Here is a 13524-nt window from a genome sequence, read left to right on the forward strand (position 1 = left end):
GCCGACGCGGGAATGAGAGAGGAACGCGGATTGCGCAAAATGAGACGCGTTTCCTGCACAGATAAATCGTCACTCCCAGCGGCGTGGCGACATCACCCGCTCGGCAATGATCCCGAGCAATCGCTTCGGCCTTTCGGCCTCAGCCTCCCGCTCATGCGTCAGCGGATGCAGCCCCTCGATCGGCGGCAAAGGCTCGCATTCCTCGCAGACGCAGCGATAACGTTTGATCGCCGCCGCCTTCATGCGGCCTGCCTGTTCCAGCTGGCGAAAGGATCAGGTAGGTTGCGCCAGCGCTCCGGCATGAAGGCATCGCCTTCGACCAGGCACGCATCGAGTTCTCTCCTGATCCAGGCCTCGTCCATCGGGTCGGCGCCGATGAAGACGATTTCCTGGCGGCGGTCGCCCCAGACGGGATCGAGATAGGGGCCAAAGGCGTTGAGGAAGCCAGGCTCCTGCGGCCATTGCTCGCGGGGGACGGCTGCCCACCACAGGCCCATCTTGCCGGTGCGCACGATCGCGCCCGCCTGGCTGATCTCGCCGACATGGTGCGGGCGCGTCGCCAGCCAGAAGAAGCCTTTGGCGCGCACCACACCCGGCCAGCTCTTGTCGAGAAAGGCCTGCAACCTGGCCGGATGGAACGGCCGCTTCTCGCGATAGACGAAGGAGCGGATGCCGTATTCCTCGGTCTCCGGCACATGGTCCTTGAAGCCGTGCAGCTCCTTGTACCACAGCGGATGGGTCTCGGCCCTGTCGATATCGAAGCGGCCGGTGCCGAGCACGTCCTTCAGCGCCACCTTGGCGAAATCCGTCTCGATCAGCTTCGCATCGGGGTTCAGGCCGATGATGATCTTGCGCGCGGCGTCGCGCTCATCCTCGCTTGCCGTGCCGATCTTGTTCAACACCACGACATCGGCGAATTCGATCTGCTCGACCAGCAGGTCGACGAGGGTCCTGTTGTCGCCGTCACCTGCGGTTTCGCCGCGATCGGCGAGGAAATCGGCGGAGGCATAGTCGGCGAGCAGATTGGCGGCGTCGACCACCGTTACCATCGTGTCGAGCCTCGCGACATCCGAAAGACTTTCTCCGTTCTCGTCGCGGAACTCGAAGGTGGTGGCGACGGGCAGCGGCTCGGCAATGCCGGTCGATTCGATCAGCAGGTAATCGAAGCGGCCCTGGTTGGCGAGGTCGCGAACCTCCTTCAGAAGGTCGTCGCGCAGCGTGCAGCAGATGCAGCCATTGGTCATCTCGACCAGCTGCTCCTCGGTGCGCGAGAGATTGGCGCCGCCGTCGCGCACGAGGGCGGCGTCGATATTCACCTCGCTCATGTCGTTGACGATGATGGCGACGCGCAGGCCCTCGCGATTGGCGAGCACGTGGTTGAGCAGCGTCGTCTTGCCGGCGCCGAGAAAGCCGGAAAGCACCGTGACCGGAAGTCTGTCGTCCATGGAAACCTCATCGATATTAATGTTATATCATTACATGCATTGAACCGAAAAAAGGCGGAACGGGGTCATCCGCCTCTTTCCGCCTCAGCTCTCTCCAGGAGATTGCACGGCAATCATGCGCTGGAGAGGCAGGCCTTCATGCTCTCGGCGATGCCGCGCATGAGGGTGAAGTAGAGATCGGGGCCGGCCTTCAGCGTCGCCGCTTCCGGGTCGAGCACGCCGGATCTGGCGCTGGTGCCCTCGATGACGACATTGACGAGGCGCGGCTCGAATTGCGGTTCGGCAAAGACGCAGGTTGCGCCGAGTTCGCCGACCTTGCGGTGGATTTCCGAGACGCGCTCGGCGCCGGGAATGGTTTCCGGGCTGACGGTGATCGAGCCGGCGACGCGGATGCCGTAGCGGCGTTCGAAATATTGGTAAGCGTCGTGGAAGACGACGAAGGGCTTGTCCTTGACGGGCGCGACAGTGGCCGCGATCTCCTTGTCCAGCGCCGTCAGCCTGTCGTCCAGCGCCTTGGCATTGGCCTGATAGGTCAGCGCATTGGCGGGGTCGGCGGCGACCAGCGTCGTCGTGATCTCGGCGGCCATCGCCTTGGCATTCATCGGGTCGAGCCATAGATGCGTGTCGAAGGCGCCATGCTCGTGGTCATGATCATGATCATGCTCGTGATGATTGTCATGCCCGGTTTCGGCGGCATGGTCGTGATCATCACCATCGTCATGCGGTTCGAAAGCGCCGCCTTCACGGAAGGGCAGCTTGACGAGGCCGGGGGCCTTGTCGAGCTCGGCGATGCTTGCCTTCGAGCCCAGTGCCTGCAACGGCTTTTCCAGGAAGGCTTCGAGCCCGGGGCCGGTCCAGAAGATCACCTTGGCTTCCTGCAGGGCGCGCGCGTTCGAAGGCTTCAGATTGTAGGTATGCGGGGAGGCGGCGCCATCGACGATCAGCTCCGGTTCGCCGACGCCCTGCATGATCGCCGCAACCAGCGAATGGATCGGCTTGATCGAGGTGACGACGACCGGCGCGTCGGCCGCCCGCATCGTGCCGGCAAAGAGCAAAGCGGGGATCGCCAAAGCCGGAATGGAGAGGACTGCGGGGATATTGAAGGCCCACGTTTTCAGAGGCCGCAGGGCGCGTTTCATCAGGTGCTCCGCTTGAATTGCAGGTGTTATGTTATTACATCAATTGCGTTATGCTATAACGTGTGCAATAGCAGGATGCAACAGCGCTGTCGGAAAATTTGATGCTCTCTCCCGCAAACAAGAAGGGCGAACCGCTGGTTTCGCTTGAGAATGTCGGCGTCCTGCGCGGCGGCCGCTGGCTGGTGCGCGGCGTCGAGTTTTCCGTGTCGCGCGGCGAGATCGTCACGCTCATCGGGCCGAACGGCTCGGGCAAATCGACGAGCGCCAAGGCGGCGATCGGCGTGTTGAAGCCGGATGAGGGCAGGGTGGAGCGGCTGGCCGGGCTCAAGGTCGGCTATGTCCCACAGAAGCTCTCGATCGACTGGACGCTGCCGCTTTCGGTGCGCCGGCTGATGACGCTGACCGGCCCGCTGCGGCAGGGCGACATGCAGGCAGCCCTCGAAGCCGCCGGCATTGCCCATATGATCGATGCCGAGGTGCAGCATCTCTCCGGCGGCGAATTCCAGCGGGCGCTGATGGCTCGCGCCATCGCCCGCAAGCCCGATCTGCTGGTGCTCGACGAGCCGGTGCAGGGGGTGGATTTCTCTGGCGAGATCGCCCTTTACGATCTCATCAAATCGATCCGCAATGCCAGCGGCTGCGGCATCCTGCTGATCTCGCACGATCTGCATGTCGTCATGGCCGAGACCGACACGGTGATCTGCCTCAACGGCCATGTCTGCTGCCGCGGCACGCCCGAGGCCGTCAGCCGCAGCCCGGAATATGTGCGCCTGTTCGGCAGCCGTGCTGCCCAGACGCTTGCCGTCTACAGCCATCACCACGATCACACGCATCTGCCGGACGGGCGCGTGCGCCATGCCGACGGCACCGTGACGGATCATTGCCATCCCGAGGACGGCCATCACGCACATGATGGGCATGGGCACGTTCATGGCAGCCATGAGCACGCGCATGACCACGGGCATGAGCACGCACATGCCGGGGATGGCCACGCCCATGCGCATGCTCGCGATGATCATCACGCACACGATCATGCGCATGAACACGCCCATTCCCGCAGCGGGGAGGGCCGCCATGCTTGACGATTTCTTCGTGCGCGCCATCCTTGCCGGTGTCGGGCTGGCGCTGACAACGGGGCCGCTCGGCTGCTTCATCATCTGGCGGCGCATGGCCTATTTCGGCGATACGATCGCCCATTCGGCGCTGCTCGGCGTGGCGCTGTCGCTGCTTTTCGAACTCAACCTGACGCTCGCCGTCTTCGCCGTCGCCGCCCTCGTCTCGGTGCTGCTGCTCTTCCTGCAGAAGCGTCAGGCGCTGTCGGCCGATGCGCTGCTCGGCATCCTCTCGCATGCCACACTGGCGATCGGCCTCGTCATGGTCGCCTTCATGAGCTGGGTCAGGATCGATCTCATCGCCTTCTTGTTCGGCGATATCCTCGCCGTCTCCAGGACCGACATCGCGCTGATCTGGGGCGGCGGCTTGTTCGTGCTCGCGGCGCTCGCCTGGCTCTGGCGGCCGCTTCTGGCGGCAACCGTCAATGCCGAGCTTGCCGAGGCCGAGGGGCTGCGGCCCGAGCGGGCGCGGCTGTTCTTCATGCTATTGATGGCCGTTGTCATCGCGATTGCCATGAAGATCGTCGGCATCATGTTGATCACGTCGCTGCTGATCATTCCGGCGGCTGCGGCGCGGCGTTTCTCGGTCACGCCGGAGATCATGGCAGTGTTTGCCTCGCTGATCGGGGCGGTGGCCGTCGTCGGCGGGCTGTTCGGATCGCTCACCTACGACACGCCGTCAGGTCCTTCGATCGTGGTCGCTGCGCTCATTCTCTTCATTCTCAGCCTGCTTCCCGTCAGGCGCCATCGCGCGGTCGCGCAAGGACAAGGCTCATGACGACACCGCAACTCACCAAGAACCAGTCGCTGGTTTTCGACGTGCTCGAAAAGGCGGAAGGCCCGCTCAGCGCCTACACCATCCTCGACAAGCTGCGCGATCATGGTTTTCGCGCGCCGCTGCAGGTCTACCGGGCGTTGGAGAAACTGCTCGAATACGGTGTCGTGCACCGGCTGGAAAGCATCAATTCCTTCGTCGCCTGCGCCCACCCGGGCGAGAACTGCCACAGCCACGGCATCGTCGCCTTCGCCATCTGCGAAAGCTGCGGCCAGGTGATGGAGTTCCACGACCATGAGGTCGACCACCGGCTGATGGCCTGGGTGCGCGGGCAGAAGTTCAAGCCTGAGAAAACGACGATCGAGATCCGCGGTCTGTGCGAGGCTTGTGCGGCGTAAGTGGTAATACTGTCGTCGGCCTATCACGCCGAGCGAATTTTGACGGGGAGTGCTCACCTCCCCACCTCATTCCTGTGCCCGTCACAGGAATCCAGCCACAGCGCGTCCGCGCGGTGAATGACTCCGTTACTTTTCAAGGGTTTCTCGCGCCCAAGGACTTGGGCGCACTGGATTCCTGTGACGAGCACAGGAATGAGGACGGGTGGGAAGCATCCTCGCCAGATCTTCTGTTGGCGAAGGAAGATAGTCCTATTGCGTACACTAAACTAGACGATCGCCTCGCGCTTACCAAAGGGCGCGGCGTCATCGAAGTTACGGGTGCCGATCCGCTCACTTTCGCCTGATAAGGTCGGTTGTTCCGCAGTTTCGCCGGCTTCTTTCTCTTCCTGCGATCTCGCACTCCATTTGCGTTGATGCATTTCGTCTTCATCAGCCAGATCCGCATGGGGGATGAGCTCGGTTGCGCTTTGCTTCCGCGCCATCTCTCGGGATGCCTGCCGATCGGCGGTGATCTGCGACTGGCGGGCGGCGACCCAGGCGTTGTCTGGTTCCGAGCTGATAGAGGTGCTTGTGCCGATCTTGGTGGGCTCGGATGCGGCGGTGGCGGAGATCGGGTTGATCGCTTCGACCATGAGAGTCTCCTGCTGGCAGGGCACCGGCACGCTGTTCCCAGGACTAAACAGGGGAGCAGGCGTCTGGCCGATTAGACTCATATCGAGCGCGGGCGGCAAAACACAAGGTCGATTGCCGGACTATGATCGGGAATCTGGCGGGGAAGCCCAGCTCGTCGAGTTCGCCGCCATGTCTCTTTCAGAACGGTAATGGCCGCCGATTGAGGTTTAAGCCGATGATCCAAGAAAGGTGAGGCCGGAGACCGGCCTCACCCTTTGCGTCTCTGCGATGACAAGTTCAGTTCTGTCCGCCCTTGCCGGAACCGCCGTTGTCGCTCTTGCCGGAATCGCCGTTGTCGCTGTTGTCGGAACCGCCATTGTCGCTCTTGCCGGAACCGCCGTTGTCGCTCTTGCCGGAGCCGCCGTTGTCGCTCTTGCCGGAGCCGCCGTCGTCGCTCTTGCCGGAGCCGCCGTCGTCGCCCTTGCCGGAGCCGCCGTTGTCGCTCTTGCCGGAGCCGCCATTGTCGCTCTTGCCGGAGCCGCCGTCGTCGCTCTTGCCGGAGCCGCCGTCGTCGCCCTTGCCGGAGCCGCCGTCGTCGCCCTTGCCGGAGCCGCCGTTATCGCTCTTGCCGGAGCCGCCATTGTCGCTCTTGCCGGAGCCGCCGTTATCGCCCTTGCCCGGACCGTCATTATCACCCTTCCCGTGACCTTCCTTGCCGCCTTTGCCTGGGCCGTCCTTGTCGTGCCCGTGATCCTTGCCACCCTTGTCGCCGCCGTGATGATCACGGTCCTTGCCGCCGTGGTTGCCTTTGCCATGGCCATCCTTGCCATGATCGTGATCCTTGCCGCCCTTGCCGCCCTTGCCGCCGTGATGATCGTGGCCATGGTCGTTGTCGTCACCAGTATTGTCGCCAGAGTTGCCACCGGTGTCGTCGCCGGTGTCGTTTCCGCCATCATCCGCAACCTGATTGCCACTGCCACTCTTGCCGCCGCTTTCGGCAGTGGAACCGGTGCTAGATGTCTTCTGGCCGCCGCCAATGCCTCGGCTGCCGCGATCGTTGTCGTTCGGGTTGAACTTGCTGCCGGCGGGAATTGATCTGGTCGGCATGCACAGCCGGTATTCGAGCGTGCCGCGCACGGCGGAATTACAATTGACGACCGTCGGGGCTGCCATGGTCAGGCTGCTGCTTGCCAGAAGGAAAGCAACGGCGACGCCGAATTTCGATGCTCTGCTGCTCATTTCAATCGTCTCCCAGGGTTAACCGAATGTTAACTGGGAGACCTTCTATACTAACGATCAATTAACGTGAAGAATAAACGATAGCTAATCTGTCCATATTAGATATTACGGTTAAATTTACAAGTATAAAATTTTAATAAATTTTTACTTTGGCCGTGTTATTGTAAAAGTGAAATAAGGGGAATCAGCTATGAAGCGTCTCTTTTCGCTTGCTGTTATTTTATCCTTTCTTGTGCCTTTTCAGGCTGTTGCCGGATCCTCCTTGCCTGTGACGAGAAGTATCGGCGCGCCTGTGGGATTCGCGGCGGCCTGCGCCAAGTATAAGTGGCTGTGCGGCAGGGCGGCGGCCCAACAACTGCACGACGCGGCAGGCATAGCGCTGCTTCAAAAGGTCAACCGGGCCGTCAATGGACGCATCATTCCTGCGGAAGATCGTCCGTCTTCCCACGGGGATGTCTGGTCTCTCCCGGTTGCCGGCCGGGGCGACTGTGAGGACTATGCCCTCCAGAAGATGAAGGAGCTGATCGACGCCGGTTTTCCGTCAAACAAGCTGGCGCTTTCGGTGGTCATCGGCCCGGATGATCAAAATCACGTCGTGCTCATTGCTCGCACGGACGGTGGCGATTACGTGCTCGACAATCTGTCCAGCGCCGTCAGGCTCTGGCGTTCGACGGGCTATACGTTCTTAGCCACCCAGGATTTTCAGTCGCGAACCGGCTGGCGGGTGACGCTTGCCGGTCCCCGTGCCGGCGAATTCTCCTGAACCAGACGCGTCGTGCAAACGCAAAGATGCCTGGCGATCCGGCTCGCGTGCCTGGAAACTGGCCCCATCTCCTGCACCGTCCTGCGGCTTTCGGGCCGTTATCGAGACATATCGAACCTGAGTGGAGAAGCACAATGAACATCGCTGCGACCGCGGCAAAGGCGAAACGGGTGCAGGTCGCGGTAAATTCGACGAAGAATTGTGCGTCTGAAGATCTGCGTTGAACAGGCGCGATGTAAGAATCGGAAACACTTTGTGACTAAGTGCCTCCAAAAGCAGCGCTTTTCGACTTGCTGAATAACAAGACTTGAACGATATTGCCCAGACGTTGAGGACGTCGTCATGATCAGAATGATAGAAGACCCTGCCGAATTGGCTGGCGAAGACATCACTGGCAAATATATTCTCCGCAGGCTGAACTATCATTGGTTCGCTTACGGCAAGGCGGCCATTGTGACCGCCTGCAAGGGAACGATCCTCCACCTCGATCGCGAGGAAACGGTCTATTCCGAGCGTTGGGGCCGTCGCGCATATACGGGGACCGGCAAGCGTTACCCCGGTGGCATCTGTCCCATTTCGGCGGTCGCCTGTGTTTGCGATACGCCCGATGATGTCAATGCGGTCATTCAACTGGATGTCGAAGCGCAGGACGAATTCTATCAGTTGATCGCCAAGACGGAAGCCAGGGTTCGGGCGCTCGCCGCTTCGTCTGGAGCGAGCCAGTTCATGGAAGCGGCCGAATAAGGCAGTTTTTCAGCGATATTCCCCATTGCCGCAACGGCAGTTGCGGAGAACGCGACCTCTGGCTGCAGAGGCGGCGCTGCGATCGGCGTCGACTTTCACCGGCTGCATTGCCATCGGGTTGTTGCGCGCGCTTCGCCTCCTAAATTCCGCGTAGGGTTGCCAGATTTTAGCGGCCGCTGTCGGCAGTGCGGGCGCTTGGCCCGATGATGCTAGGAATGGTCATGACGCAAAAGGACAATCGACCCGGCCGGTCATTGGTGGCCGCGCCACCGATCGGATCGCTGACTATCACCGTCGCGGTGATGTTTGCCGCACTCTTCTGGCCGGCCGGCACACTTGATTGGCCGCGCGGCTGGATCTTCCTCGGCCTTTTTCTTGCGCTGACAGCAATTGCGATCGTCTGGATCTGGCGGACGAATCCCGAGCTGTTTGCGGCGCGCAGCCGATATCAGCGGGGCACCAAGCGCTGGGATGCGGTGGTGGCGACGCTGACGATGTTTCTCTTTGCCGCCATTCTTCCGGTCGGGGCGTTCGACGACGGGCGTTTCCATTGGGCGCCGCAACCCGACTGGGTCGTGCTCGCCGGCTATATCGTGATGATCGTTGGCTATCTCGGCCTGACCTGGGCGCAATCGGTCAACCGGTATTTCGAGCCGACCGTGCGCATCCAGACCGACCGCGACCACAAGGTGATCGACACCGGACCCTATGCCGTCATCCGCCATCCCGGATATGTTTTTGCCATCGTGCTCGCCGCAGGCATGGCGCTGTCGCTCGGCTCGCTCTATGCGCTGATCCCGGTGGGGCTGCTGGTCGTTGTGCTGTTCGGCCGGACGCTGGGGGAAGAAATGGAGTTGCGCCGTGGGCTCGAGGGGTACGAGGAGTATATGGATCGGGTGCGCTGGAGGTGGGTTCCCGGTGTCTGGTAAGGGGGACGGCGCCAGCGGTTGCCGGCCCGCGATTGTTCTCAGGAAGGCAAAGCGCCACCTCTCTCCGACCTCATCCTGAGGTGCCCCGTAGGGGCCTCGAAGGGCGAGGGCGGCCACCCGCCCCGCCGATCACCCGATCTGCTTCAGATCTCGCGCAAAACGCTGCCAATTCTTCACATAATTCTCCGCCGAGCGACGAATGCCTTCCACCGCCGCTTCATCGAGCACCCGCACGACACGCGCTGGCGCCCCGACGATCAGCGAATTATCCGGAAATTCCTTGCCTTCGGTCACCAGTGCATTGGCGCCGACCAGGCAGTTATTGCCGATCTTGGCGCCGTTCAGGATGGTCGCGCCCATGCCGATCAGCACGTTGTCGCCGAGCGTGCAGCCGTGCAGGATGGCGTGGTGGCCGATGGTGCAGTTCTCTCCCGTCGTCAGCGGAAAGCCGATGTCGGTATGGGCCATGACGCCTTCCTGTATGTTGGTGCCGGCGCCGATGGTGATCTTCTCGTTGTCGCCGCGCAGCACCGAGCCGAACCAGATGCCGACATTCTCGCCGACCTCGATATCGCCGATGACATGGGCGTCCGGGGCGATCCAGTGAAGGCCGGCGGGCGGCAGTTTCGGCGTTAGTCCGCCAAGCGCGTAGACAGGCATGGAAAGCTCCCTCAGACGACCTCGACCGACAGCGTTGCGACGCCGTCGATGCCGCAGGTGATACGGTCGCCCTTCGACACCGCGCCGACGCCGGCTGGCGTGCCGGTCATGATGACATCGCCGGGCGCCAGCACGAAGAGTTTCGAGAGTTCGGCAATGATCTCCGGCACCTTCCAGATCATCTGGTTGAGATTGCCGTCCTGGACGCGCTTGCCGTTCTGCTCCAGCCATATCCGGCCTTCGCCGGGATGGCCGATGCGGCTGGCCGGCACGATCGGCGAGACGGGCGCGGAATGTTCGAAGGCCTTGGCCAGTTCCCAGGGGCGGCCGAGCTTCTTTGCCTCACCCTGAAGATCTCGGCGGGTGAAATCGATGCCGACGGCATAGCCGTAGATGCAGTCGAGCGCCCGGCCGGCTTCAATGTTCGCACCGCCCGATTTCAGCGCCAGCACGCATTCGACTTCGTAATGCACGTCCTTCGAGAGCGCCGGATAGGGAAAGGCCTGCCCGGCCGGCAGCAGGTTGTCGGCATTTTTCTGGAAGAAGAAGGGCGGCTCGCGGCTGGGATCATGGCCCATCTCGATCGCATGGTCGGCATAGTTGCGGCCGACGCAATAGACGCGGCGCACCGGAAAACGATCGTCCCGGCCATCGACCGGTAGCAGAACCGGGGCGGGAAGCGGGATGACGGTGGCGAGATCGGACATGGGCGGGCTCTTCCTGTTCAACGAGTCTTTCCCGCATCTTAGACGGAAAACGGCGGGGCGGGGAAGCATTCTCGGCAGATTGACGCTATCGCTGCCGGGCGATATCCTCGCCGCCATGAACAGGATGTTTGCAGTTTCGACGTCTACGACCACCGCCTCGGCGGTGGGTGGCAGACGCGTGAACTGAAGTCCGTTCATTGCTGCCGAGACCCAACCCGCCGGAAACGAGCGGGTTTTTGTTTGCCCGCTCGCCTCCCGCATTCGAGGAACGAGATCGTGGATGTGAAGAAACAGATTCTTGCCGAGCAGGCGCTTGCCGTCGCCCGCCGCGCCCTTGCCAGCCGCTATGCCGGGGCCGCCTTTGCCTATGTCTCCGGCTCCATCATGCGCGGCGAGGGCACCGCCTTCTCGGATATCGACCTAGTCGTGATGTTTCCGTCGTTGGAAAGAGCCTGGCGGGAGTCCTTCTCCGAAGAAGGTTTTCCTGTGGAGGCCTTCGTCCATGATCCTGAAACACTGGCGCATTACCTCCACCAGGACGCGGAGAGCGGCTGTCCCGTCATGGTCAACATGGTTGCGACGGGCAGCATCGTCGGGCCGGACGCCGAGCGTGCGCGCCTGATCCAGGCAAAGGCGGCGGATGTGCTCGCCGCAGGGCCGAAACCGCTTGCCGGCGCGGGTTACGACATGCTGCGCTATCATGTCACTGATCTCGCCGATGACCTGCGCGGCGACCGCCCGCCGGAAGAAATCGCCGCCATCGCCGCGCTGCTCTACCCGAGACTTGCCGATCTGATCCTGCTTGGGCGCGGCATATGGACCGGCCGCGGCAAGTGGGCGCCGCGTCTCATCAGGAAGCTCGATGCACGGCTCGCAGCCGAGTTCGATGCTGCATTCACGCTGGCGGTGCAGGGTGACGGCAGCCGGCTGCTGGCATTGGCCGACAGCGAGCTCGCTTTGCACGGCGGCCGCTGTTTCGACGGCTTCAGGCAGGAGGCCCCGATGGAGGCGCGGCGGCTGGAATAGCGACGAGGAAGCCGCGCCATTGGTCTCGTCCGCGGGCGTTGCCAAGGCGCCGGCGTCCACGAGAGCCTCATCCTGAGGTGCCCCGCAGGGGCCTCGAAGGGGGAGGCGGGTGCGCTGACGTTGATGGATGCAAGGAGCAGCGTCGGCTCCGGCCTTTGGCCTGCGCACCTCAGGATGAGGAACCTTGGAGGATGCCGCGCCCAAGGAGGGCGTTGGAGAATGGCCCTTTGCGTTCGGTGGACGGACAATATCTCGCATTCCGGCAAGGACAGAGCATCTAAAGCCGGATCCCCTGGCGAGGCGACCCGTGCCATTGCAATGAGGTGCCAGTTGGATAAGGTGAATTGTAATATTATTAAAATCAGAGGATGAAAGAAGAGTGCCAGGTTCGCGATTTTTCAGAACAAACCATATTCTAATTCCCATATTTTCCGTAACTTTGGGTCTGTCCGGATGCGTCACCAACAAGGATGGTGTTCAAGTTTCCCAGGACCAGAGCCGGGCTCTGAGTGGAGAGCGGACAAAAATGGGCCAGTCGTACAATTTGAATGCAGACTGCACCGCTGCGACAATGCCGAGCATAAAACTGGTACAGCCCCCCGCGCATGGATCGGTAGAATTCGTTAGTGAAAAGATTTCCTCACATTACCCGACTGGCGCCCCTCAGATCAGGTGCAATTCCAGGAAATCGCCTGGCGTGTCCGAATATTATACTTCCAATAGCGGATACTCCGGAAAGGATGTGTATAAGGTGAGGGTGTCCTACGGCGAAGGAACAATTAAGGACGTAACGGTCAATATCAATGTAAGAAAGAAATAGAGTAGGGCCGGCCTTATATTCGGCCGGTCATTCTCATCTGCAGACGAGGCGGTGGCGCCTCCCGCCGCTCGTTGTCGCTATCGGTTCACGCCCCTCGGAATATCCTAGCCGAGAGCCCCTTGCTCCGCACAAATCCTGTCGATCAGGGCATCGAGTTCGCCCCTCGGCGGGCGGTTTTTGGCCAGGCGTTGCCTGAGGTGCATGATCGAGTCGGCAAGGATTTCGTCGAGGCTTTCGGCGCAGGTGAAATCACCCGCCACGCCCTTGACCTTCGAGTTGTCGAAGATCGCGGTCCAGGCCTTGTCACCCAGGAGCGGGCCGACCCACTCCTCGTTATAACGGATCAGCGTGTCCGTCGGCACGTGGACGATCTTCGCCTCCACGTCCAGCAGTCTGGCGATCGCCTTCTGGATATCGTCCCAGATGTGGGCGCGGTCGGAAGTAATGTGAAAGATCTCGTTCAGCGCCGCCTGCTTGCCGAAGAGCCCGACGAAAGGCACGGCAAAATCGGCCGAGCGGGTGAGCGTCCAGGGCGTGTGGCCGTCGCCGGCCACGATGATGGGCTCGCCGTCCAGCATGCGCCTCGCCATGATATCGCTGTCGCCCATCATCATCGGCAGGCCGGTGCGGACCGTGTGGCTGGGGCGGACGATTGTCCAGGCGAGGTTGCCGGATTTTTTCAGCAGTTCCTCGCAGGCGATCTTGGCCTGGCTGTAGGGCCAGTAAGGATTGATCGCCGGAGTCTCCTCGGTGATCACATAGTGACGCGGCGGCTTTTCATAGACCGAGGCCGACGAGATGAAGATGTACTGGCCGCAATTGCCGGAGAAGACCTCGATGTCGCGGGCGACCTGGTCGGGCGTGAAGGCGATGAACTGGCAGACGACGTCATAATCGGCCTTGGCGAGGTCCGCATAAGCGCCCGATCCGAGTTCGCCGACGATCGAGTTCACGCCCGCGGGCAGGGGAGCGCTTCTCAAGCCGCGATTAAAGACGCTGACATGGTGGCCCGCGGCAACGACGCGCTCGACGCAGGGGTAGGAAATCTGGCCGGTGCCGCCGATGAAGAGAACGTTCAAAGCCATAGGCGTGACCTCGGGATCTGTGGGCGGGAGCAAGGATGGCTCTTCATAGCGCGAAAGAAGCTGATCGTCT

At 61.8% G+C, this 13524-nt stretch carries 15 protein-coding genes; 7 read left to right on the forward strand and 8 right to left on the reverse strand.

The genetic code is table 11. The features are described 5' to 3' along the window. Positions 1–69 precede the first annotated feature (69 nt). The 3 genes from CO671_RS33865 to znuA all read right to left on the reverse strand — a co-directional run bounded on the left by CO671_RS33865 (position 70) and on the right by znuA (position 2584). Entirely contained in the window at positions 70–243 is a 174-nt protein-coding gene (locus CO671_RS33865; protein ID WP_170965055.1) for a hypothetical protein, read from the reverse strand. Further along, complete coding sequence (zigA, locus tag CO671_RS26235; RefSeq protein ID WP_097608377.1) at positions 240–1445, reverse strand: zinc metallochaperone GTPase ZigA; 1206 nt, start codon at positions 1443–1445, stop codon at positions 240–242. The genes CO671_RS33865 and zigA overlap by 4 nt, the downstream gene beginning before the upstream one ends. Before the next feature lie 113 nt (positions 1446–1558). Beyond that, complete coding sequence (gene znuA / locus CO671_RS26240; protein ID WP_097608378.1) at positions 1559–2584, reverse strand: zinc ABC transporter substrate-binding protein ZnuA; 1026 nt, start codon at positions 2582–2584, stop codon at positions 1559–1561. Positions 2585–2685: 101 nt separating this feature from the next. Between znuA and CO671_RS26245 the strand changes: the two genes are divergently transcribed. From CO671_RS26245 to CO671_RS26255, 3 genes are read left to right on the forward strand one after another with little or no spacing between them, the layout of a single operon-like run. Then, complete coding sequence (locus CO671_RS26245) at positions 2686–3666, forward strand: metal ABC transporter ATP-binding protein (RefSeq protein WP_097608379.1); 981 nt, start codon at positions 2686–2688, stop codon at positions 3664–3666. Further along, positions 3659–4474 (forward strand): zinc ABC transporter permease subunit ZnuB, encoded by an 816-nt coding sequence (gene znuB, locus CO671_RS26250; protein ID WP_010030612.1) that lies wholly within the window; start codon positions 3659–3661, stop codon positions 4472–4474. The genes CO671_RS26245 and znuB overlap by 8 nt, the downstream gene beginning before the upstream one ends. Then, positions 4471–4869 (forward strand): Fur family transcriptional regulator, encoded by a 399-nt coding sequence (locus CO671_RS26255; RefSeq protein WP_004679676.1) that lies wholly within the window; start codon positions 4471–4473, stop codon positions 4867–4869. The genes znuB and CO671_RS26255 overlap by 4 nt, the downstream gene beginning before the upstream one ends. A gap of 266 nt (positions 4870–5135) precedes the next feature. On the opposite strand, the gene CO671_RS26265 is transcribed toward CO671_RS26255, so the two are convergent. Both CO671_RS26265 and CO671_RS26270 read right to left on the reverse strand, forming a co-directional pair. Next, positions 5136–5501, reverse strand: a complete 366-nt coding sequence (locus CO671_RS26265) for a hypothetical protein (protein ID WP_010028760.1) — start codon at positions 5499–5501, stop codon at positions 5136–5138. Between the two features lie 277 nt (positions 5502–5778). After that, the gene (locus CO671_RS26270) at positions 5779–6720 is read right to left on the reverse strand and encodes a hypothetical protein (protein ID WP_097608381.1); all 942 of its coding nucleotides are present in this window, start codon (positions 6718–6720) and stop codon (positions 5779–5781) included. A gap of 190 nt (positions 6721–6910) precedes the next feature. Here CO671_RS26270 and CO671_RS26275 point away from each other — a divergent pair, with 190 nt between their 5' ends. The 3 genes from CO671_RS26275 to CO671_RS26285 all read left to right on the forward strand — a co-directional run bounded on the left by CO671_RS26275 (position 6911) and on the right by CO671_RS26285 (position 9156). Beyond that, positions 6911–7483 carry a transglutaminase-like cysteine peptidase gene (locus tag CO671_RS26275; protein ID WP_097608382.1) on the forward strand — a complete coding sequence of 191 codons (573 nt, stop codon included), beginning with the start codon at positions 6911–6913 and terminating at the stop codon, positions 7481–7483. A 342-nt stretch (positions 7484–7825) separates the two neighbouring features. After that, positions 7826–8227: a hypothetical protein gene (locus CO671_RS26280; RefSeq protein WP_097578911.1), complete on the forward strand. Its 402-nt coding sequence runs from the start codon at positions 7826–7828 to the stop codon at positions 8225–8227. Positions 8228–8448: 221 nt separating this feature from the next. Next, positions 8449–9156 carry an isoprenylcysteine carboxylmethyltransferase family protein gene (locus tag CO671_RS26285; protein ID WP_097608434.1) on the forward strand — a complete coding sequence of 236 codons (708 nt, stop codon included), beginning with the start codon at positions 8449–8451 and terminating at the stop codon, positions 9154–9156. A gap of 129 nt (positions 9157–9285) precedes the next feature. Here the strand turns inward: CO671_RS26285 and CO671_RS26290 are convergent, their stop codons facing one another. Together CO671_RS26290 and CO671_RS26295 are read right to left on the reverse strand one after the other, a co-directional pair. Beyond that, positions 9286–9816, reverse strand: a complete 531-nt coding sequence (locus CO671_RS26290; RefSeq protein WP_097608383.1) for a gamma carbonic anhydrase family protein — start codon at positions 9814–9816, stop codon at positions 9286–9288. Positions 9817–9827: 11 nt separating this feature from the next. Continuing rightward, the gene (locus tag CO671_RS26295; protein ID WP_097608384.1) at positions 9828–10523 is read right to left on the reverse strand and encodes a fumarylacetoacetate hydrolase family protein; all 696 of its coding nucleotides are present in this window, start codon (positions 10521–10523) and stop codon (positions 9828–9830) included. Between the two features lie 273 nt (positions 10524–10796). On the opposite strand from CO671_RS26295, the gene CO671_RS26305 reads away from it, so the two are divergent. Then, positions 10797–11549, forward strand: a complete 753-nt coding sequence (locus tag CO671_RS26305) for a nucleotidyltransferase domain-containing protein (RefSeq protein ID WP_097608435.1) — start codon at positions 10797–10799, stop codon at positions 11547–11549. Between the two features lie 924 nt (positions 11550–12473). Here the strand turns inward: CO671_RS26305 and CO671_RS26315 are convergent. Further along, on the reverse strand, positions 12474–13454 hold the full coding sequence (locus tag CO671_RS26315) for an SDR family oxidoreductase (protein WP_097608387.1): 981 nt from the start codon (positions 13452–13454) through the stop codon (positions 12474–12476). Positions 13455–13524: the final 70 nt, after the last annotated feature.

It is taken from the genome of Rhizobium sp. M10 (genome assembly GCF_002531955.1).
Classification (GTDB): Bacteria; Pseudomonadota; Alphaproteobacteria; order Rhizobiales; family Rhizobiaceae; genus Rhizobium; species Rhizobium etli_C.